The following is a 22,490-nucleotide window of genomic DNA, read 5'->3' on the forward strand; positions in this document are numbered from 1 at the left end:
TTTACATCTCTCCTTGTATAATATAGTTTTTATATATATTTATTTTAACACAATACAGTCTAAATTATATTAAATCTTTTTACACAAAAAACCTGTATAGTAACTTCCATAATTTCTAACAAAAGTGAAATTACTATACAGGCTTCCAAAATGACCCTTATCTTATAGCCAACACATAGGGAGTATAACTCAGCCTACACATTTACTTAACTAGGTCTTTTGGTATAATAATTTCACTCATAGTCAAGATATTTACGGTATCTTGGTAGAGACTCTCAGACCATATCTCTGAGCATATACGAGTGAGTTTATATTTTATATATTTTTTTCTGTTTACTTTTATTTATTAAGGCTGAGTATTAATTTATCAAAATTTATTACTTATGTCAATAAGTTTTCACTAAATTCTTCTTTTATTCTAAAATTTATATCAGCAAACACTTTTTTTATAGGAATATCTTCATTTTTTGCTATAGTTTTACATTCATTATATTCTGGAGTAGCTTTAACTAATTTATCTTTGTAATACCCTAGTTTTATTGTAACTAATCCATATTCTGTATCTAATTTTACAAACTTTCTATCTAAAATTTCTCTGTTGTACGCATTATATCGTACTCCAAAAGTGCTAGTTTCTAAAAGCAATATTTCAATAAATTTTTCTAAATCTACTTTATTACATAAAATCGATATTTTCGTTGCAGGTCTATTCTTTTTCATATAAATGCTTTCTGTATAAATATCTAACGCTTTCTCGTCTAATATTTTTTCATACAAATAAGAATATACTTCCGAAGACATATCATCGATATTTGCACTAATTTCATAAATTAATTCTTCTTTTTTTTTTCGCCTAATACTGTTCTTAGCATATTAGGTACTTCAAATTTCTTATGACCTATTCCATATCCAATTTGTATTGGAGAAAACTCAAAATCCTCTATAAACTCATCACACAGAACTTTTATTATTGCAGCTCCTGTTGGAGTTGTACATTCTCCTCTTACATTATTTAATTTAATTGGTACACCTCTTAATATTTCCATAGTTGCAGGTGCAGGTACAGGCATGACTCCATGGTCACATTTTACAAATCCTGAGCCAACAGACACTGTACTAGAATAAATCTTATCTATACAAAGTAAATCAACTAATATAGATGCTCCTACGATATCTACAATTGAATCTATAGCCCCTACCTCATGGAAGTGTATCTTATCTATCGTAGTTCCATGAACCTTTGCTTCTGCTTCTCCAATTACCATAAATATTTTTTTAGCATTAGATTTTACATTTTCATTTAAATCACTTTCATCTATAATTTCAAATATATCCACTAAATTCCTGTGAATATGTGTTTCTTTCGTAATTACTTTTACTGTTGTACCTGATATTCCACTTTCATTTTTTGAGCTTATATTTATATTAAATTCATCGCTCATTTTTAGTTTATGAATTTCCTCCAAAAAAATTTCCTTAGGTACACCTAAATTTAATAAGCTTGCAAGGGTCATATCCCCTGATATACCACTTACTATATCAAAATAAAGTATTTTTTCACTCATATATTTCTCCTCAGTTTTAATAATGAAAAATCTAATAAACATTAGATTAATATCGTATAATTTATGTCTAATTTATATCAATATATTTATTATAATTTGTTTATCATAGCTGCCAAATATCCTGCTCCAAAACCATTATCAATATTTACAACAGATATTCCAGACGCACAACTATTTAACATAGCCAATAATGCTGCTAATCCTCCAAAATTGGCTCCATATCCGACAGATGTTGGGACAGCTATTACTGGAACATCAACTAGACCTCCAATTACACTTGCAAGTGCACCTTCCATTCCTGCAACAGCTACTACTACCCTGGCACTATCTATTTTATGTCTCTTATTTAAAAGTCTATGTATACCAGCCACTCCAACATCATATATTCTATCAACATCATTACCTAAAAATTTAGCTGTATAATATGCTTCATCTGCTACTGGTATATCAGAAGTTCCTCCTGTTGCAATTACAATTTTGCCTTTTCCAACATTCTCTATAACATGATTTTGAATTTTAAGAATTTTAGATAATTCCTCATATTCAGCATGACTATAAATTTCTTTAACTTTTAAAAATGTTTCTTTTCTACATCTTGTCCCCAATATATTAGAACCTTTTTGATTCATTTTATCAATAATTCCTAAAATATGTTCATCACTTTTACCTTCACAATAAATTACTTCTGGATATCCATTTCTTAATTCTCTATGATGGTCTATATTTGCATATCCAAGGTCTTCATAGGGTAAATCTTTTAATTGTTCTAATGCAACATCTATATCAATGTTTTCATTTTTAACCTGTTCAAGCAATTTTCTTAAATCCATATTATCGCATCCTTTTAAACTTTGATTTATTCTCTACCAACAATTATACCTTAATTAATATATATCTAACATCATAACCTAAAAAATAACAATACCACTTCAAAGATATTATTATAGTCTAGATACTAATTATCCAAATATATATATTAAAGTTGTAAATACATAAAAAATTAGATATATACAAAAGAACTATTTCAACTTAGATATTAAAATCTAAGTCAAAATAGTTCTCTATCTTAAAATTTATATTTTTAAATATTTTAAGATTACATCATTCCTGGCATACCGCCACCCATTCCTGGCATTCCTACATCTTCTTTTTCAGGAAGGTCAGCAACAGCAGCTTCAGTAGTTAAGAAAGTACTTGCTATTGATGCAGCATTTTGTAAAGCACTTCTACTAACTTTAGTTGGGTCAACTATACCAGCTTCTATCATATTTACATATGTTTCATTTAAAGCATCAAATCCAGTTTCTGCTTCAGCATTAACAACATTTTGTACAATTACAGCACCTTCAAGACCAGCATTTATAGCTATTTGTCTTAATGGTTCTTCTAATGCTTTTTTAACTATTTGAGCTCCTAGTTTAACTTCTCCAGTTAAACTATCAACTAGTGTTCCTATTGCTGGTATAACACTAACAAAAGCAGTTCCTCCACCAGCTACTATTCCTTCTTCTACAGCAGCTCTAGTTGCATTAAGAGCATCTTCTATTCTTAATTTTCGTTCTTTTAACTCAACCTCTGTAGCAGCTCCAACTTTTACAACAGCTACCCCACCAGCAAGCTTAGCTAATCTTTCCATTAATTTTTCTCTATCAAAATCTGAAGTAGTTTGCTCTACTTGATGTTTGATTTGATTTACTCTATCTTCTATAGCTTTTTTATCTCCAGAACCATCTACTATTGTAGTATTTTCTTTAGTTACTTTAACAGATGAAGCTCTACCTAACATAGATAAATCAGCTTCTTTTAAATCATATCCTAATTCTTCTGATATTACTTGACCACCTGTAAGTATAGCTATATCTTGAAGCATTTCTTTTCTTCTATCTCCAAATCCTGGAGCTTTAACTGCTACTACATCAAATGTTCCTCTTAATTTATTAACAACTAATGTAGATAATGCTTCACCTTCTACATCTTCAGCGATTATTAGTAGCTTTTTACCTTGTTGAACTATTTGTTCAAGAATTGGTAATAGTTCTTGTATGTTAGATATTTTTTTATCAGTAATTAATATATATGGGTCGTTTAAAACTGCTTCCATCTTGTCTACATCTGTAACCATATATGCAGAAACGAATCCTCTGTCAAATTGCATACCTTCAACAGCATCCAATTCAGTATTCATAGTTTGAGATTCTTCAACAGTTATAACTCCATCTTTACCTACTATTTCCATAGCTTCTGCTATTAATTTTCCAACTTCTTCATCACCAGCAGATATAGAAGCAACTTGAGATATAGCTTCTTGTGTTTCTACTATTCTTGATTGATTTTTTAATTCTTCTACTGCTACTGTTACTGCTTTTTGTATTCCTTTTCTTAAAAGTATTGGGTTAGCACCTGCTGTTACATTTTTTAAACCTTCTCTGATTATAGCTTGTGCTAAAACTGTAGCAGTTGTAGTACCATCTCCAGCTACGTCGTTAGTTTTAGTTGCTACTTCTTTAACTAACTGAGCTCCCATATTTTCAAATCTATCTTCTAATTCTATTTCTTTTGCTATAGTTACACCATCATTAGTTATAAGTGGAGAACCAAATTTTTTATCTAATATAACATTTCTTCCTTTAGGTCCTAATGTTACTTTTACTGTATCTGCTAATTTATTTACACCAGCTTCTAAAGCTCTTCTTGCTTCCTCTGAAAATTTAATTTCTTTAGCCATTTTAAACCCCTCCTAATAAATTTATTCTATATTTATTCAATAACAGCTAATACATCACTTTGTCTTAGTATTGTATATTCTTGCCCTTCTATTTTAACTTCTGTTCCAGAATATTTTTGGAATATAACTTTGTCTCCAACTGTCAATTCCATCTTTATTTCTTTTCCTTCAACTATTCCACCTGGTCCAACTTCTACAACTTCAGCTATTTGAGGTTGCTCTTTAGCTGCTCCTGGTAAAACTATTCCACTTGCAGTCTTTTCTTCTGCTTCTACTTTTTTAATTACTACTCTGTCAGCTAATGGTCTTATTTTCATTATTCACGCCTCCTAAAATATTAAGTATAGACTAGTTTGCCTATGTTTTTAGTTATTTTTAAATTAATACTACTTTTGTATGTAGATTTATATATATACTTTTTATTTATTATCACTCTATCTACTAGAGTGCTAACAATTATTATAATATACCAATCACACATAATTTTCAATACCTTTTTTAATAATTTTTTATAATATTGGTGAAAATAATCTGGCTACAGATTCTTTAATTTTTTGTACAATATTTCTGTTCATGAATACCTCTAAATTAAGCTCTTCACAATGACTTAAATCTTCAAAGAAATCATCTGTCATTACCTTGATAACATCTTCATCATAAATAAAAGCATTCACTTCAAAGTTGAGCATAAAACTTCTTAAGTCCATGTTTGCTGTACCCGCAGAAGCAATTTTATCATCTATTATTACTACTTTGGAATGTATAAATCCTTTTTTATACAAATAGACTTTACCACCTGCTCTTAATATTTCTTCAAAATATGAATAAGATGCTATATTAACTATTTTGTGGTCTGCAATTTTAGGAAATATTATTCTTACATCTACACCACTAAGTGCAGCACTTTTTATAGCTTTCAGCAGACTCTCATCCGGAATAAAGTATGGAGTTTCTATATAAACATTTTGTTTAGCTTGACATATAGCAGAAAAATAAGCATAATGAATGTCTTCCCAATCACTATCTGGTCCGCTAGCTACCACTTGTATCATACTTTCACCTACATTTCCGACACTTGGAAAGTAATTTTTAGTGACTAAAACCTCTTTTGTTGTATAATACCAATCAATCAAAAATGTCATTTGAAGCATATATACAGAAATTCCTTTAATTCTAATATGAGTATCTCTCCAATACCCAAACTTCTCATTTTTTCCTAAATATTCATCTCCTATATTTATTCCACCTGTATATCCAATTATTCCATCAATAACAACAATTTTTCTATGATTCCTATAGTTTAACTTTCCTCCTATTATAGGGAATTTTGTAGGTAAAAAAGCTGCTATTTCTATACCTACTTCTCTCATTTCTCGGAAAAATTTTCTATTAAACCAAAATCTCCAACACCCTACATCATCATATAAAATTCTTATTTTAATACCTTCCTTAGCTTTTTTTATAAGTTCTTCTTTTAACACCCTACCTATTTCACTGTCTTTGATTATAAAGTACTCTAAATGAATATGGTCTTTAGCTTCTCTTATATCTTCTATAAGTCTCTTAAATTTTTCATTTCCATCTACAAAAACATCTACTTTATTGTTTTTAGTAAATGGAAACATCCCAGTCTTTAGTAGCATGCTTATGACTCTTTTTCTATAGCTACCATCTTCTTCATCTCTTAAAAGCTTATTTTGCCTTATAGATTCTTTTTCTAGTTCAACAATTTCTGTTATCTTTTCTAATGTATCAAAAAGTTTCTTTTCTTTTATATTATTAGCTAGTTTTTGAGTTTTAAATAATTTTCGTTTTCTAATATTTCTACCCGAAATAGCATATATAATTAACCCTATCCCAGGAAATATGATAAACATCAATAACCAAGACATGGTTTTTGCAGGATCTCTATTTTCAAGTAATATAATTACAGAAATTATGGCTCCAGCTAGATATGATATAATTAAATAGAACAGAAATATTGTGCCTATCACTCCCATAATTCCTTCCCCCTTAAGTCTATTTTCCTATACCAAGCTCTCTTGCATAGTAAAATAGATATTGTTGTGCAAATCCAGACATTTCTCCAAATTTATCAATCCCATAAGTTCTCATTTTAGGTAAACTCATATCTTCATTTATGTAGAACTCTTGCATAACTCTCTTAACCCATACATCAACTGGAAAAGAATCATATTTTTGCATGCCAAATAACGCAATACAATCACATACCTTTGGACCTACTCCATTAAATTTTAAAAGCTCTTTTCTACAATCATCTGTACTTAGATTTACATATTCAGATACCTTATCATTATTTTCTATAACAGCTTGTGTAGTACTCTTTATGTACTTGTCTCTAAAACCTGTTTGACATGCTCTTATTTGCTCTTGTGAGGCTTTATTTAACTCTTCTGGTGTTGGAAATGCATAGTATTCTTTACCTTCATACTCACCTATGTATTTACCAAAACTTTTTGATAAGTTTTCTATAGCTCTTTGTATCATAGGAATTCTATTATTAGAAGAAATTATGAATGATATAAGCATTTCCCATCCATCTTGTCTCAATATTCTTATTCCCCATCCAAATTCAGTAGCTTTATTTAAATATTCATCCATACTTTTTAGATTGTTTTTTATTTCTGTATAATCAGTCCCTAAATCAAAGTAATTATACCAAATACTATTAAACTCCTCTAAATTTGTATTATTTAAATATACTTTATCATCTTCTTTTTTTACATTTAATATTCTACCTTTCGCAACTCCTGTGTATGAGCCATCTTCTTGCTTTTGCCATCTAAAACATTGACCACACTCAAATATATGTTTTGGATCAAAATCTGTTACTCCTTCTAGTATAACTACATTATTCTTTTCATAAACATTCATATAAAAAATCTCCTTAATATTTATATTTTTATTTTATTTATCTGCTTAAATACTTAACTGTGATATGTGCATTTTTCTTATTTTAACACAAAGATAACTAATTTCAAAATTTATAATGTTATTATTATGTAAAATAATATTTTACTTTAAATTTTCACTATAAATAAAAAATGAACTCCAATAAGCTTATACCCATCTACGCTTATTAGAATTCATTTTTTATTTATATTATCGATTATTAATAACATATTATTTTGATTAAGTAGATTGATATTATAATCAATACTTTTATTCTATATAAATATCTTTATCAAAACTATCGCTGATATAACTTGTACTGTTCCTACAAATAAACCATATAAAGAAACTGCTTTACCTTGTCTTACTAAGTCTTTTACATTAACTTTTAATCCAATTGCTGCTAGTGCTATTATTTCAAATTTATTACTTATTTCTTTGCACAATACAGATACTTCTTTTGGTATGATATTAATTGAAAAAAGTGCACAAGTTATGAAAAAACCAATTACATACCATGGTATATTTATTTTTTTCTTTTTTATTTCATCTTTTTCTTCTTCAATAATTTCACTGTTAGACTTATTTTTCAAATGACCAAATACTAAAACAACTACAACTAAGAATATTACTCTCATTATTTTGAAAATAGTTGCTAAATCCTTTACATTTTCCCCAACTATAGCTCCACTTGCCACAACTTGACCAATTGATTGTAATGTACCACCTATCATTGCTGATGTTTTTACAAGTTCATGACTATATAAGAATTGAGATATTATTGGAAGTAAAAACATAAGAAATATACCAGTAACATTTACAATAGTTATTGCTATTCCTTTTTCTTTGTCTGTAGCATTAACTACTGGAACTGTTGCTGCTATAGCAGAAGAACCACATACTGCATTTCCACTTGCCATAAGAAATCTAAAGTTTTCACCAAAACCTAGCTTTTTACCTATATAAAGTGCTGATACTATTGTTATTGTCATTTGTAATATTATAAACAATATACCTGAAATCTTTAAATCTATTAGAGTAGATATACTAAGTGTTGCTCCTAATAATACTATTGAATATGATAGCAAATCTGTTTCTGAAAATTTATAACCCTTTTGAAATACTTTCTGGTTTAAAAATAAATTTCCTACAAACATACCCAAAAATATAGAGATTGATGCTGCTCCTACCTTAGGTATTAATGTCGAAATAAATATACTAATATAACCTACTAATACTGATACAAACAATCCAGGTAATATTTCTTTTATATTCTTTAATGTAAAACTACTTTTATTTTTTAACATAATATACCTACCTTCCAATTAATATAGTTTTCTTTACAATAATAGTATATAATTGTAATAACCATAAGTAAAATAAATATATAATATCGTAATGATTAATATTTTTAATGATTAATGTATATATTACAATTATCTGTAAGTAACTTATAAAAAATACAAAATTTTTGTTATGCAAAGGAGATATAAAAAATTGTTTGAAGAATTAAAAACGTTTGTGGCTGTTGTTGAATATAAAAATTTCACCAAGGCTGGTGAATATCTAAATTTATCACAACCAAGTGTAAGTAAACATATTAAAAACTTAGAAAATTACTTTAAAGTTGTGCTTATAAATAGGTCTATTAAACAGAAAACTATTTTTATCACAGAAAGTGGACAAATATTATATAAAAGAGCCAAGGAAATACTAAATCTTTTAAGTGTTACATATCATGATGTAAATCAGGTTTCAGATGCTATAACTGGACGTTTAAAGATTGGCGCAAGTTTAACTATTGGAGAATATATTCTTCCTAATTTTCTTGCACTATTTTCTCAAAAGTATCCTGACATAGATATAGAAATTTTCATAGAAAATACATCTATTGTATCTTCTCATGTTAAGGATTATATTTTAGATATTGGACTTATCGAAGGGACTTGTTCTTCACCCACATTTATGCAAGAATATTTTTTTGAAGATAAGATGGTTTTAGCACTTCCATATAATAGTCCTTTATTAAAAGATTTTAGTTTTGATAAGCTTCAAAATCAGAAATGGATAGTCAGAGAAGATGGTTCTGGTACTAGAGATTATTTGGATATGTTTTTAAGTGTTAAGGAAATTATTCCAAAAAGTATGATGGTCTTTGGAAGTAACTATGCTGTCAAAGAATCAGTTAGAAATAATTTAGGGATTACAATAGTATCTAATCTAGTAACAAGCTTACCTGTTTTAAATAACGAACTATCTGTTATAGAACTTGGAAGCAACTATAACAGACATTTTTCATATATCTTTCCAAAAGATATAACTTTATCAAAAGCAGCAAGTATTTTCATTGAAGAGTTAAAAATATTTAGTAATTTAAATAGCATTGAAGATTAATATAATTTAAAACTAACAATAATTATAAGTTTTTTGAGAATGTTTATAGATTTGTGTAAATATATTTTTTCCTACTCAATATTACTGGAAATTTCTGATTCCAGTAATATTTTTATTCTCAAAATATCAAGTAAATAATTATTTATACATTTTTTGTTTCTTTCCTTCTCATATTTAATTACTATATAGATAAATTTTTCATAAAGAGCTGGAAAGTATTTTCAATCATGTAACATTATTCAATAACTATATTTTTTAATGTTTCAATTATATTTTTTTTATATAATCCACCATGACTAAAAACTATTTCCTCTATATCATAGTTACTTAATTTCTTAATAGCTTTTATCAATTCTTGCTTGTCACTATGCATTACATCAACTGGTCTAAGTTTACCATCTTTTATCTCTAATAAATCTCCAGCAATAAGTACTTTAGATTTCTTTAAATAAAGACATATATGACCCCTAGTATGACCACCTGTGTGTATAACCTCTACTTCTTCACTTAAATGTAAAACCTCATGGTTATTTAAAGATACATCTACTGTAGTATATGATGACTTAAATCCAAGTTTTATAGCATTTAACATATCAAGCATTTTGTCATTAAGATTATCTATCTCTTGCTCTAATATGCAAAGTTTAAATGGCGTTTCCTCACCTGTTATATAGTTAACTTCACTTTTGTATGCATATACCTTTATATCATTTTTAGATTTTTCTCTTAAATATTTTATATTTCCTATATGGTCTATATCATGGTGAGTTATTATGATATTTTTTAATTTATTAAAACTTGTATTACTCTTATTAAGAGCATCAATTATTAACTCTCCTTGACCTGGAAGTCCAGTATCAACAATGGTTGCCTCATCTTCTGTATAGATTACTGGAATATATATAACTTTACCCTTACCTAATATACTTGATGGAATTTCTAAAATATCTAATCCTTTTTTCAAATTCATAATATTTCTCCTTATAATTATTGAGCTAGAGGTAACTTTAATCAAAAAAATTAAAAAACATAGATTATCCTCTAGTTACATTATGTTTATTAAAAACTATTAAAACCTAGTATATCACTGAAACAGAGAGATTACTCGACTTGATTTTTTTGTTATTTTATGATATAGTAATTAATATAAAAATAAGTAATATCAATAGTTATAGCTATTAAAAATATTTTTTAATTCATATTTTATATATTATAAGATGGATAATTCTAAAATTAAATTAACATTGAATTTCAAACCGCTCTTAGTCATATTTGAGTGGTTTTTATTTTAGATAAAACGTGAAAGAGTTATTAAAAATCAAACATGACATAACAGAAGAAATTTTAAATACTGCATATGTATTAGAATTTTTAATTTTATTTATCATTCTCATGTTATAGCTATGAGTATTTCCCTTAAACTTATGCGTTCATTATTTAAGTTAACATAAAAAAAGATTCTACAAGCTTTTTATGACTTTTAGAATCCTTTTTATATTATAACCTATCCCAATAAATAATTATCCCTTTTCCTATTTACTATTTAATTACAAAATTTATTTATAGCATTGGTACAATAATACCAGCTACCACTATAGAAATCATACAAGCCATACCACCAACTACTAGCTTAGGCATTATTTTAGACATCAAATATGCTCTTTCTTCTTCTGTTTCTCCAGTGACATTACATACTTCATTTGAAATCAAATATGTTGTTGGGAATCCCAGCATCTGGCAAAATCCTACACCAAAGGCAAGAGGTTTAGAACCAATAATTTTCCATCCAGGTAATACCTTCATTGTAATAAATATACCAATAATAGAAACTGCAAACATACCTACAATTGGTACAAAAAGACTAACTAAATCTGTCAAAGAAACCTTCGCTAAAGAAAGAATAACAGCCACAAACACAACCATGTTGATAAACCCCTTTATTTTTCCTTTTTCTAAAATGTCTTTTGGTACAATACCAATACGCGTTACAAGAACACCAACAACAAGACATACAATCGAATAATTCATATGAATAATCTCTGAAAACTCATATCCTAAATAAGAGAATATAGCTATAAAAAATATACAAACATTTGTAGAATAATATTTATCATATTTTTCACAGAAAACCTGTTTTGCTTTTTTTGCTGTACCTTCTGTTTCTTTATTTTCACCACTCACATTTGCTAAATCAATTCCTTTTCCTTTTGCTTCATGATATTCTATTAAAAGACGGTTGGCTTCCTGTAGTGCAGCTCTAGAGGCAATTGGTGTACCAACAAATTTCTGAATTGCAAATACAACTGTTGCTGTAGCTGCTGCAAGTGTCAATCCTTTTTCTAACGCTTCCTGCGTCATAATAATGGTAGCAGGTAAAGCCCCATTTATAACTGGTATACTTGTCAATACTGTTGCTTTTCCAAACAGAGGAATACACAATGAAACACAAATGATAACTGCCAAAATTCCAAGCCATGCTGTCAACACAGTTCTCCATTCGTCTATGAACTGTTTGACATTCAACATTGTTCCCATACTGAACATAATCATTGGAACACTCTAACTTGCCACTGCAGTCATACCTGCTTTTTCAATAATATCTGCTGGTATCACTTTTGTGACAAAGAGAATCAAAAATAAAAGTAATGTGACAAATACAGCAGAAACTTTTGCTTTTGTTTTACTTGCAATTAAATCTCCAATAGCAAACAAAACTAATACAACACTAAACCATAATAACATTTCACTCATAAAATAACCCCCTTATTATAAATATCTTTCAAACCAATCTACAATGGCATCAGCACGTACAATTCTATTAGATGGTCTGCCATTTCTAGACAATCCATGTGTATCTCCATGGAATAAATACATTTCTGTATCTACACCAAGCTGTTTTAATGCTGTGAACATTTGGAAAGTATCTCCCATAAAACATCTATAATCTCTATCGCTATGTAAGAACAAAGTTGGTGTTTTAACATTTTTTACATATTTAATAGGCGAATGATTCCAAAGAACTTCCTCATGATTCTAGGGTGTCTTATCACCACAAGTTTGCTTCATAATTCTATCACCAAAGTCAATAATCAAAGATGCTGTAACTAAGTTACTAATACCTCTTTGAGAAGCAACTGCTTTGAAACGGTCTGTATGGCCAATTATCCAGTTTGCCATATAACCACCATAACTTCCTCCTGTCACACCTAGGCGGTCTGCATCAATACCAGGATATTTTTCAATACAGGTATCTACAAATTCCATGAGATGTTCATAATCAACATAACCCCATCTTTCTACCATCTCCAAGAATTTTTCACCATATCCATCGCCTCCATGAGGATTACAGTAAATAACATACATTCCTTTTGACGCTACACACTGTTTCAAATGTGTAAACATATAACCATATGCCCATTTAGGTCCACCATGGATAAATAATACAGCTGGATATTTTTCACCTTCTTTAACATCTACAGGTGGTATTACAAAACCATCTACTTCCTCTCCATTTTTTGCCACAAATGTTAATTTTTCAGGTAAAGATACTTTATGACTATCTAAGTATGGTTTAGAAAAAGTAGTCATTTTTATCATTTCTCCTGTCATCATATCAATGCTGTATATTTCTGCTAATTCATAGTCTTTCAGCATAACTACATACATTGTGTTGTCATAAACATCAAAAGAGGTAAAAGCATCTACTTTTGTAATAATGCGTATATTACTTGTTTTTGTGTCAAATTCATTAAACTCTGTCATAGTTCTGCAAATTCTTGCACCAATAAACTTATCTCCTATGACTTTATTACTACGCCCACCACCATATACAGCATCTACATCCAATAATGTAGCATACATACCATCTGGGCTTGCAATCATATTCATTGCACCATTATCCAAGTTAAGCATAAAAATATCATGGTTCTGTGTAATAGAACGGTCTAATGTAGAAGCCTGCAACATTACTTTATTTTCACCAACATATTTAGCCAAACTAATTTGATACTTTCCCTGTGGAACAAGTTCTTTTGTTTCTCCAGTTTCTAAATGATACTCCCAAAGACCAGAAAAAGGTGTCGCACAATCTTCATAAATCTGACCAATATATAAAATTCTTTTTTTGTCAGAAGAAACATCTAAACTTGCTACATCACAATATTTTGGTGTAATAGCTTTTGTTTCATTTTTTCCTTCTTGATACAACTCTAAAGTAACACGTCTTCTTTGAGAAAAATTTTCTCCATCTCTTATAAAAGGTTTATCTGTAAATGTCCAATAGTCCACACCTTCTACCGCTCTATCTGGTTCTGATTTTTTAGCATCTGTTGGATTTTTTGTCATCAATAACCACAATTTATTTCCCAATGATACAGGTAGACCACAGGCTTTTGGAATAGAAAATGCTCTTTTTGCTTCTCCTCCTTGTATAGAAATAGTGTAAAAATCTGTTGTACCTGCTTTTGGTTTATCTCTTTTTGAAGTAAAAAATAATTCTGTATTAGAAATCCAGCTAAATGCTGTTACATCTCTTGTTTGAGTTAAATGTATTTGTTTCTTTGTTTTTATTTCCATAACATATAAGTCATGTTCATAACAATCTTTTTCCTCATTGATATTTGATATAATATAAGCAATATACTTTCCATCAGGGGAACAAGAAATATCATGAGGAAATAAATATTCATAAATATCTGAACTTTCAATTTTTAGTTTTTCCATTTTTATATTCTACTCTCTTTACTGCTCTTTTTTAACATATATTGAAAACCAATTTAACATTTCTACGAATCTTTGCAGTTTTTGTTTTGGTCCGCCAGAACGTGATAACTCATGATTTTCTCCTGCAAAAAGACAAAGTTTTGTAGGGCATTCATGAATTTTCAATGCAGAAAACATCTGGAATGCTTCTTGCATATAGCAACGATAATCTTTTTCCCCATGTAAGAATAAAGTTGGAGTAACACATTTATCAGCGTAAGCAAGAGGAGATTGTTTCCATTGAAGCTCATGATTTTCCATGTGAGAAGCTCCTGTTTGCCCTTTGCAGAAATAATAACCAATGTCTGTTGTACCCTCCATACCACTCCAGTTTGCAATAGAACGTTGAGCACAAGCAGCAGCAAAACGATTTGTATGACCAATTATCCAGTTTGTCATAAATCCGCCATAGCTTCCACCTTCTACAGCTAACTTCGTTTCATCAATATCAGGATATTTTTCAAGTACAGCATCTGTAAACTCCATAAAATCTATGTAATCAATATCTCCAAATTGTTTTCTAATATCAGCAAAATCATTTCCTCGACCTTCGGAACCTCTTGGATTACAGAAGAATACAAAATATCCTGAACTTGCAAATACCTGTATTTCATTCATAAAATATGGTCCATATGTCAATCTTGGCCCACCATGAATTGCCAATATAGCTGGATATTTTTTTCCTACTTCATAATCTACTCTGGTTTAAATACATATCCTTGTATTTCCCAATTAGAACTTCCTTTTGATTCCATATATTCTGGTTCAGAAATTTTATATTCCTGTAGAATATGTTCATTCAAATATGTTTTCTTGCATAAAGTTTCATTTTCTACTGTATAAACTTCAGGTAATTGATTTCCTGTACAAGCTACACATACAATATTGCCATCTTTCACATCGATAAAATCAACAGAGCCTGTTTTTGTAACTTTTTCCTGTTTTCCTGTTGGAATATGTATTCTCTCAATAATGCAGTCCATATTTACTGTAGAAGTATAATAAATATATTCACCATCTACTTTTGTTGTCTGCCCTGTACCTATTTTAATATCAGATGTTATTGTATTTCCTATACAATGATGTTGATGTTCTGAAAGAAGTTTAATTTCTTTTGTATCAATATCAATGGTATAAAAATCTCCATTTTCGCCATTACCATAAGACAAAGCATCTGTTAAATTTAACACTGCTTTATTTTTATATAATTCAAAACCTTTTATAATATAATTATCTTTTTCTAATATACAAACATTTGTATTATTCTTAGTATCAAACACATAAACTCCAATTTTTAAACCTTTTACATTTTCAAATTCCTGTCCTACATATAATATTTTGCCATCATTTATTTTCATACCTACCACATTAAACATTGGGACTGTAATTGGCTTTAATTCCTTTGTATTATTGTTATATAAGTACAGGCGCTTTCTTTTCCTACTAATATATCCTTCACCATTGACAGCATAAGGAATTTCCTTAAAGTGTTCATATTGTCTTTTATTATAAGCATTTATTTTTTTCTGCTGTTCTTCTTCTGACAATCCTTCCATAGCAGGTTGGTCATTATCATAAGAATCAATTACTGCATACAAACCTTTTCCTATAGGATTCAATTTACCACCTTTGATGGGTAATCTAAAAAGTTCTTCTGCTTCTCCACCATGTAAAGATAAAGCATAGTAACTCATACATTGCTTGCCATTTTTAATACCTTCTTTTACTTTTTCATTTCTCAAAGCAGGGAACAAAATCGTATTTTCATTTTCCCAAGCATATGCTCCTACAGAATCTATAGAAGTTATTTGTTTTAATTCTCCACTTTTATTGTCTAATACATAAAGTTGGCTTGTGTAACCATTCTCTTTGATATCAGCTTTCTTTATAACAAAGGCTGTATATCCTCCATCTGGAGACAGTTGGCAGTCACTGATAAACTGAAATTCCAAAAATGTTTCACTTGTAAATAGCTTTTTCATAGTATTTTCTATCCCTTCTGTAATAATTTTATTCAAAATTCCTTTCAAATTTTTTATTTTAAATTTAAAATTTTTTATTTTTTTAGTATTCATAATTTGACGTATAACCATTTTTACCAATTGTGTCTACTAAAAAAGTTGTAGATAAATTTGTTTTACACAGATTTACTCACAGCCTCAATTTTTTTCTAAAAATTTTCTAAAATCTACTTTCAATTACTTTTATCATATAAAAAAGAGTCTGATTTATAGGAGTTGGTATGTTATACTTTCTTCCAAGTTCACAAATATTCTTAGAAAACATATCTACTTCTGTAAGTCTATGAGCCTCTACATCCTGAAGCATTGATGTTCTACCTTCTCTTGAATGTTCTAGTATTCTATGTAATGAATTTTCTACATCATCTTCTGTAAGACATATACCTTTTACTTGAGCTATATCAACAACTTCTCTCATTGCAGATTTTGCTAACTCTCTTAGATATTCAGAGTCTTGAAACACTCCATAAGAAGCTCCAAGTATAGCTGAAGTTTGATTTACCCCAATATTAACCATGTATTTCCACCACATATCTCGTTGAATATTTTTTGATAATACATATTCTATATTTACACTATCAAAAACTTCAGTTATTATATCTGTTTTTCTATCTTCACTATTATCTTTATTTCCAAATACAATTATTCCATCTGTAGTATGTATAATATTATTTTCTATTTTTTTTGCATCTATATTTGTTACATATGAATATACCATTTTTTCAATTCCAAATCTTTCTCCTATTATCTCTTCACTATTAACTCCATTTAATAAAGACATTATTACTGTATCTTTTCCAACCAATCCATCTAACTCTTCTATATTTTCTTTTAGGTTATTGTATTTTAAACCTATAATTATAAAATCAGCTTCTTGTTTATATTCATCTTTAGTTATATAATCGAAGTCATATCTTTTTCCATTTATTATAAAACCATCTTCTAAATATCTTTTTTTTCTTTTTTGGTCACAAAGAATTTTAAAATCATATTTAGAATTTAAAAATTGTTCTGCAAAGGTAGCTCCAACAGCACCAACACCAAAAAATACAACCTTTTTTTGATTTTTCTTTAATTGATTACTCATACCGAAACCCTCCCCAATATATATAATAATTTTTTATTTTATAATTATATTGTACTGCTACTAGCTACTGTTTTGTAAATATATTTTCAACAAAAAACAGCTAGCCTTTTAAATGAAAGCTAGCTGTTTATTATCTCTTATTTATATATTTAAATTGATATTTTTTTAGTCAAAAAAATTTGTATTTCCTCAAATAATGTTAAATTTAATTAATTAGTTATTACATTCCTAATTCTTTAAACTCTCTACTTCCAGGTTTAACAACTGGTAATTTTCCCTCTTTACATAAAGGACATTCACCAGCTTCATAAACTTGAATATCAAGTTTTACTGCACTATATATAGGCATACCTATATCATGATTAGTTCTATCAGCTATACAGGCAACACCTATAACTTCTCCACCTAATGCTTCTAATACTCTTTTTGTTTCCATAGTTGACTTACCAGTAGTAACAACATCTTCAGCAATTATTATTTTTGCACCTTTTTTAACTTCAAATCCTCTTCTTAACTCCATTGTATTATCTTTTCTCTCAGTAAATATAGCTTCTTTTCCTAACTGTCTTCCTAACTCATAAGAAACTACTACTCCACCCATAGCTGGCCCAACTACTAAGTCTATACCTAAATCTTTAATTTGTTCAACAACTGTATTTAATACCTCAGCTGCATACTCTGGGAATCTTAATAACTTTGCACATTGCACATATCTGTTACTGTGTTTTCCTGAAGATAATAAAAAATGTCCCTCTAATAATGCATCACTTTTCTTTAATATATCTACTACATCTACTTTACTCATATTATTTTTTCCTCCATGTTAATATTATATTTATTTTAATTTATATTATTTGATTTAGTTATACTTATTTATCATACCTACACTGACTTATATAATTCCTCTTATTTCTTCTAAACTCTTTATTCCTTCTCTATCCATAAATTCATTGATTCCATCTATTATCTCAAGACCAATTTTAGGATTCATGAAATTTGCAGTTCCAACTTGAATACAAGTAGCTCCTGCCATTATAAATTCTATGGCATCTGTAGCTTTAGTTATTCCACCCATTCCCATTACTGGTATATTTACATTTTTACAAACTTCATGTACCATTCTAAGAGCTATAGGCTTTATAGCTGGTCCAGATAATCCAGCATATACATTTTCAAATACTGGCTTTCTATTTTTTATATCAATTGCCATTGCTTTAAAAGTATTAACTAAAGATACTCCATCAGCACCTTCTTCTTCACAAACTTTTGCCATACCCACAATATCTTCAGCATTAGGCGATAATTTTATTACTAGAGGTAGTTTAGTTACGTTTCTTACCTCACGAACAACTTCTCTTGCCACTTCATTTTTTATACCAAAAGCCATTCCTCCTGCTTTGACATTTGGACAAGATATGTTTAATTCAATAATATCTACAGGCTTGTCATTTAACAGCTTAACCCCAAGTAGATAATCTTCTAATGTTCCGCCTCCAACATTAGCAATTCTAACTAAATCTAACTCACTGAAGAAAGGAAGTTCACTGTCTATAAATCCTTGAACTCCAGGATTTTCAAGTCCAACACTATTCATCATACCTGATGGTGTCTCATGAACTCTCATACCATTATTACCAGGTTTTTTATTTAAAGTAAGACCTTTACTACTTATCCCACCAAGTTTTTGTATCTCATAAATTTCATTATATTCTCTTCCAAATCCAAAAGTCCCAGACGCCATTATTACTGGATTTTTAAAATCAATATTTCCAAATTTTATGTTCAAATTAGCCATTAAAAATCACGTCCTCTCCCCAAAATACTGGACCATCTTTGCAAGTTTTTTTGTTTCCTTTAGTAGTCTTACATGTACATACTAAACACGCTCCTACTCCACATGCCATATGATTTTCAAGTGACACCATAATCCTTGTTTTAGTACCTTCTACCATTTTAACCAATTTTTCCATCATTGGAGTTGGCCCACATGTTAATATATAGTCATATTTTTCTACATCAATTATATCTGTTACAAACGTATTTCCTACTGTTGTATATACCTCATTACAAACTTCTTTATATTCATTTTCTAATATAACATCTTCTCTAAATCCAAGATAAGCATCGCAGTCTTTTATATTTTTAGCAACTAAATACAATGGTGCTACACCGATTCCACCACCTACTAGAGCTACTTTTCCATCAACTTTACTATATCCATTTCCATAAGGACCTTCTAGCTTTATAGTATCATTCACTTTTAGATTACTAATAATTTGAGTTCCTTCTCCTACTGCTTTATAAAGAAAAGTTATACCTTCTTCATCTATATCATGTATACTTATAGGTCTTGAAAGTACTGGATAAGTATCCCATGCTCTTAGCATATAAAATTGCCCCATCTTACCTTCAAAAGTACCTTTTACTTTCATTCTATACATATCTTCACCTATGTATATATTTTCTAGAATTTTATACATCCCAAAATCTCCTTTACTTTACTATTATATAATGTAACTACTAGCCTTCATTTATACCTAGAAGCTTTATTATTAATGCCATTCTAACGAACATTCCATATTTAGCTTGCTTAAAATAAACAGCTCTATCATCTGTATCTACATCAACATCTATTTCATTTACTCTTGGTAATGGATGCATTACTAACATACTTTCAGATGCTTTTTCTAATTTAGCTTTATTTAAAATATAATAGTTTTTCAGTCTTTCGTATTCTGATTTATCTTCAAATCTTTCTTGTTGAATTCTAGTCATATATAAAACATCCAAACTTCCTATAACATCATCTAAATTATTAGTTTCATAGTAAGCATGTCCCTTTATAGCTTCTTTTATATAGTCTGGCATTTTTAGTTCTTCAGGTGCTATAAATACAAACTTAGTATTTTTGTATCTTGCCATAGCCTTAACTAAAGAATGTACAGTTCTTCCATATTTTAAATCACCACATAATCCTATTGTGTGATTTTCTAAAGTTCCTTTTAATGATTTTATAGTAAGTAAATCTGTAAGTGTTTGTGTTGGATGCTGATTTCCGCCATCTCCTGCATTTATAAATGGTACTTCTGTGAATTTTGATGCTTCTATAGCTGCACCTGATTGAGGGTGTCTCATAGCTATTATATCAACATAACTAGATACTATTCTCATCGTATCACCTAAAGTTTCACCCTTTGATGCAGATGATGAGTTTGGCTCTGAAAAACCTACGACACGACCTCCTAGTCTGTTCATAGCAGATTCAAAACTTAATCTTGTTCTTGTTGACGGTTCATAAAATAATGTAGCTAATAGTTTACCTTCACATATATGAGAATATTTTGACGGATTGTCAATTATTTTTTGAGCTAATTCTAATATTTCATCTATTTCTTCTATTGAAAAGTCTTCTGGTTGGATTAAATTTCTTGATTTTAACATCTTTCGTCCTCCTTTTTTAGCCTCTCTGAACTAAAATTAAAAGTATTTTTGTACTGTTAGTAGCTTATCACCTTTACCTTATCCTGTCAAGGTATTGCACAAATAATCATTATCTGGAAAGAATACTATTTAATAGTAATATTAATATAAATCCACATCAAAATTTAAGATAACGCAAAAAAACTCTATATTGCATTTAACATATAATCATTTTAGATTTTCTGATTAAATTAAATATAATATAGAGCATTTGTATTTATGTATTTATCAATTTATTATAGTACAAATCGATTATAAGATTCTTTTTGCTGTAACAAATCTTGCTGTATAGTATGCTGAATTTATACTAGTTACACGAACTGTTTTTCCTGTTGATGGTGAATGTATCATATTACCTCCACCTACATATATACCAACATGACTAACAGAACCAGAACCATTAGTTGTAAAGAATACTAAGTCTCCTGGCTGTAAATTTGCCTTACTTACAGTTTGTCCATAATTAGATTGTGCCTTAGATGTTCTTGGTATCTTCTTTCCTACTGCATTTCTGTATACATATTGTGTAAATCCTGAACAGTCAAAAGTATTTGGCCCTTCTGCTCCCCAAACATATGGGCAACCTTGCTTAGAATAAGCCAAATTAAGCACAGCTTGAACTGCATTAGAGTTAGCTGTTGGCACATTGGAATTATTATTTTGTTGATTATTATTTGTATTGTTTTGTTGATTGTTATTTGTGTTTGTAGAATCTCCATTTTGAGTAACATTTTGGTCTACTTGTGGCTCTTCTATTACTGGAGCTTTATCAGTTAGATAAGAAGATTTTACATATCCTTCTGTTTCTCCATCTTTAACTTTTAACCAATCTCCATTTTCCTCTAAAACCAATAAAGAGCTTCCTTTTTCTAGCTCCCCAATTACTTCTGAATTTTCACTTTTATCTTTTCTTAAGTTTACTTTATCAGCATTAGTATATCCTACCCCTTCAGATATATCTACATATCTAGTAGCCAACCAACCTTCGCCATCTTCAACTTTAACTTTAACCCATTCTCCTTGGATTCCTAGAACTGTAAATTCGTCTCCAGAATAAGCTATATTTTGAACTTGACCTTCTTCTCTTATCTTTATAGCTACTCCATCTTTTATTCTTGCAACTTTATATTTTACTTCTTTATATTCGCCTAAATTTAATTCAGTATTTGTTTTATCATCTTTATTTTGAGATGAATCATTTATTTCATCTGCATTTACAATTGAACTTACTGATAATGCCATAACTGATGCAAATACTGGTATTAATATCTTTTTCTTCACGATAAACCTCCTAAAATTTTCCCATAATTATCTTATGATTCTATTTTGTAGGTGAAGTGTACCTAAGGATAAAATACTAATACACAATACATTAATAAAAGCTCTATCTGTAACTTTTTTGTAAACCTCTTTATATAACTTTTATAGTATCATTATATTAATAAATAATAATTAATTAGCTTATCCAATATGTCACCTAAATATACATTATTTACTTAATTATATAATATGAGTTTGTAAAAGTAAAGAATTTTGTACCTTTT

The 22,490-nt window shown here is 29.0% G+C and carries 18 protein-coding genes, 2 pseudogenes and 1 riboswitch; of the genes and pseudogenes, 1 reads left to right on the top strand and 19 read right to left on the bottom strand.

The window, feature by feature from the left end:
* Positions 1-220 precede the first annotated feature (220 nt).
* Positions 221-322: riboswitch (purine riboswitch) on the bottom strand.
* A 59-nt stretch (positions 323-381) separates the two neighbouring features.
* From larC to KGF36_RS09175, 7 genes and pseudogenes are all read right to left on the bottom strand, one after another.
* A pseudogene (gene larC, locus KGF36_RS09145) lies at positions 382-1,607 on the bottom strand (nickel pincer cofactor biosynthesis protein LarC).
* A gap of 47 nt (positions 1,608-1,654) precedes the next feature.
* A complete protein-coding gene (larB, locus tag KGF36_RS09150) occupies positions 1,655-2,395 on the bottom strand; it encodes a nickel pincer cofactor biosynthesis protein LarB (RefSeq protein ID WP_227827815.1) in 741 nt (246 codons plus the stop codon).
* Between the two features lie 266 nt (positions 2,396-2,661).
* Positions 2,662-4,290, bottom strand: coding sequence for a chaperonin GroEL (gene groL, locus KGF36_RS09155; protein ID WP_227827816.1), 1,629 nt, complete (start codon positions 4,288-4,290; stop codon positions 2,662-2,664).
* Between the two features lie 32 nt (positions 4,291-4,322).
* Positions 4,323-4,607 (bottom strand): co-chaperone GroES, encoded by a 285-nt coding sequence (gene groES / locus KGF36_RS09160; RefSeq protein WP_003420907.1) that lies wholly within the window; start codon positions 4,605-4,607, stop codon positions 4,323-4,325.
* Positions 4,608-4,799: 192 nt separating this feature from the next.
* Positions 4,800-6,290 carry a cardiolipin synthase gene (gene cls, locus KGF36_RS09165; protein ID WP_227827817.1) on the bottom strand — a complete coding sequence of 497 codons (1,491 nt, stop codon included), beginning with the start codon at positions 6,288-6,290 and terminating at the stop codon, positions 4,800-4,802.
* Positions 6,291-6,309: 19 nt separating this feature from the next.
* Positions 6,310-7,185: a DNA-3-methyladenine glycosylase family protein gene (locus KGF36_RS09170; protein WP_227827818.1), complete on the bottom strand. Its 876-nt coding sequence runs from the start codon at positions 7,183-7,185 to the stop codon at positions 6,310-6,312.
* 293 nt (positions 7,186-7,478) lie between these two features.
* Positions 7,479-8,510: a YeiH family protein gene (locus tag KGF36_RS09175; RefSeq protein ID WP_227827819.1), complete on the bottom strand. Its 1,032-nt coding sequence runs from the start codon at positions 8,508-8,510 to the stop codon at positions 7,479-7,481.
* A gap of 190 nt (positions 8,511-8,700) precedes the next feature.
* Here KGF36_RS09175 and KGF36_RS09180 point away from each other — a divergent pair, with 190 nt between their 5' ends.
* The gene (locus tag KGF36_RS09180) at positions 8,701-9,597 is read left to right on the top strand and encodes a LysR family transcriptional regulator (RefSeq protein WP_227827820.1); all 897 of its coding nucleotides are present in this window, start codon (positions 8,701-8,703) and stop codon (positions 9,595-9,597) included.
* A gap of 235 nt (positions 9,598-9,832) precedes the next feature.
* Here the strand turns inward: KGF36_RS09180 and KGF36_RS09185 are convergent, their stop codons facing one another.
* The 12 genes and pseudogenes from KGF36_RS09185 to KGF36_RS09240 all read right to left on the bottom strand — a co-directional run bounded on the left by KGF36_RS09185 (position 9,833) and on the right by KGF36_RS09240 (position 22,227).
* Positions 9,833-10,567 (bottom strand): MBL fold metallo-hydrolase, encoded by a 735-nt coding sequence (locus KGF36_RS09185; protein ID WP_227827821.1) that lies wholly within the window; start codon positions 10,565-10,567, stop codon positions 9,833-9,835.
* 590 nt (positions 10,568-11,157) lie between these two features.
* Positions 11,158-12,147 (bottom strand): permease, encoded by a 990-nt coding sequence (locus KGF36_RS09190; RefSeq protein ID WP_227854684.1) that lies wholly within the window; start codon positions 12,145-12,147, stop codon positions 11,158-11,160.
* Positions 12,148-12,156: 9 nt separating this feature from the next.
* Complete coding sequence (locus KGF36_RS09195; RefSeq protein WP_227827823.1) at positions 12,157-12,348, bottom strand: hypothetical protein; 192 nt, start codon at positions 12,346-12,348, stop codon at positions 12,157-12,159.
* Between the two features lie 15 nt (positions 12,349-12,363).
* Positions 12,364-14,319: pseudogene (locus KGF36_RS20470) on the bottom strand (prolyl oligopeptidase family serine peptidase).
* A gap of 18 nt (positions 14,320-14,337) precedes the next feature.
* Positions 14,338-14,997 (bottom strand): prolyl oligopeptidase family serine peptidase, encoded by a 660-nt coding sequence (locus tag KGF36_RS09205; RefSeq protein WP_227854685.1) that lies wholly within the window; start codon positions 14,995-14,997, stop codon positions 14,338-14,340.
* A gap of 56 nt (positions 14,998-15,053) precedes the next feature.
* A complete protein-coding gene (locus KGF36_RS09210) occupies positions 15,054-16,340 on the bottom strand; it encodes a hypothetical protein (RefSeq protein WP_227854686.1) in 1,287 nt (428 codons plus the stop codon).
* Positions 16,341-16,539: 199 nt separating this feature from the next.
* The gene (locus KGF36_RS09215; protein ID WP_227827826.1) at positions 16,540-17,466 is read right to left on the bottom strand and encodes a ketopantoate reductase family protein; all 927 of its coding nucleotides are present in this window, start codon (positions 17,464-17,466) and stop codon (positions 16,540-16,542) included.
* A gap of 220 nt (positions 17,467-17,686) precedes the next feature.
* The gene (pyrE, locus tag KGF36_RS09220; protein WP_227827827.1) at positions 17,687-18,271 is read right to left on the bottom strand and encodes an orotate phosphoribosyltransferase; all 585 of its coding nucleotides are present in this window, start codon (positions 18,269-18,271) and stop codon (positions 17,687-17,689) included.
* A gap of 87 nt (positions 18,272-18,358) precedes the next feature.
* A complete protein-coding gene (locus KGF36_RS09225; protein WP_227827828.1) occupies positions 18,359-19,261 on the bottom strand; it encodes a dihydroorotate dehydrogenase in 903 nt (300 codons plus the stop codon).
* Positions 19,254-19,946, bottom strand: a complete 693-nt coding sequence (locus tag KGF36_RS09230) for a dihydroorotate dehydrogenase electron transfer subunit (protein WP_227827829.1) — start codon at positions 19,944-19,946, stop codon at positions 19,254-19,256. The genes KGF36_RS09225 and KGF36_RS09230 overlap by 8 nt, the downstream gene beginning before the upstream one ends.
* Positions 19,947-19,986: 40 nt before the next feature.
* Entirely contained in the window at positions 19,987-20,907 is a 921-nt protein-coding gene (pyrB, locus tag KGF36_RS09235) for an aspartate carbamoyltransferase (RefSeq protein WP_227827830.1), read from the bottom strand.
* A gap of 291 nt (positions 20,908-21,198) precedes the next feature.
* Positions 21,199-22,227, bottom strand: a complete 1,029-nt coding sequence (locus KGF36_RS09240; RefSeq protein WP_227842664.1) for an NlpC/P60 family protein — start codon at positions 22,225-22,227, stop codon at positions 21,199-21,201.
* Between the last annotated feature and the right edge of the window lie 263 nt (positions 22,228-22,490).

The organism is Clostridioides sp. ZZV14-6009 (genome assembly GCF_020658095.1).
In the GTDB taxonomy this organism is placed as follows: domain Bacteria; phylum Bacillota; class Clostridia; order Peptostreptococcales; family Peptostreptococcaceae; genus Clostridioides.

Excerpts from the sequence above, each read along its gene's own strand:
- KGF36_RS09175 (WP_227827819.1), bottom strand. The coding sequence starts at position 8,510 with ATGTTAAAAAATAAAAGTAGTTTTACATTAAAGAATATAAAAGAAATA.
- pyrE (WP_227827827.1), bottom strand. The coding sequence starts at position 18,271 with ATGAGTAAAGTAGATGTAGTAGATATATTAAAGAAAAGTGATGCATTA.
- larB (WP_227827815.1), bottom strand. The coding sequence starts at position 2,395 with ATGGATTTAAGAAAATTGCTTGAACAGGTTAAAAATGAAAACATTGAT.
- KGF36_RS09230 (WP_227827829.1), bottom strand. The coding sequence starts at position 19,946 with ATGTATAAAATTCTAGAAAATATATACATAGGTGAAGATATGTATAGA.
- KGF36_RS09185 (WP_227827821.1), bottom strand. The coding sequence starts at position 10,567 with ATGAATTTGAAAAAAGGATTAGATATTTTAGAAATTCCATCAAGTATA.
- cls (WP_227827817.1), bottom strand. The coding sequence starts at position 6,290 with ATGGGAGTGATAGGCACAATATTTCTGTTCTATTTAATTATATCATAT.
- groES (WP_003420907.1), bottom strand. The coding sequence starts at position 4,607 with ATGAAAATAAGACCATTAGCTGACAGAGTAGTAATTAAAAAAGTAGAA.
- KGF36_RS09170 (WP_227827818.1), bottom strand. The coding sequence starts at position 7,185 with ATGAATGTTTATGAAAAGAATAATGTAGTTATACTAGAAGGAGTAACA.
- KGF36_RS09225 (WP_227827828.1), bottom strand. The coding sequence starts at position 19,261 with ATGGCTAATTTGAACATAAAATTTGGAAATATTGATTTTAAAAATCCA.
- groL (WP_227827816.1), bottom strand. The coding sequence starts at position 4,290 with ATGGCTAAAGAAATTAAATTTTCAGAGGAAGCAAGAAGAGCTTTAGAA.
- KGF36_RS09215 (WP_227827826.1), bottom strand. The coding sequence starts at position 17,466 with ATGAGTAATCAATTAAAGAAAAATCAAAAAAAGGTTGTATTTTTTGGT.
- KGF36_RS09195 (WP_227827823.1), bottom strand. The coding sequence starts at position 12,348 with ATGAGTGAAATGTTATTATGGTTTAGTGTTGTATTAGTTTTGTTTGCT.
- pyrB (WP_227827830.1), bottom strand. The coding sequence starts at position 20,907 with ATGTTAAAATCAAGAAATTTAATCCAACCAGAAGACTTTTCAATAGAA.
- KGF36_RS09190 (WP_227854684.1), bottom strand. The coding sequence starts at position 12,147 with ATGATTATGTTCAGTATGGGAACAATGTTGAATGTCAAACAGTTCATA.
- KGF36_RS09210 (WP_227854686.1), bottom strand. The coding sequence starts at position 16,340 with ATGAAAAAGCTATTTACAAGTGAAACATTTTTGGAATTTCAGTTTATC.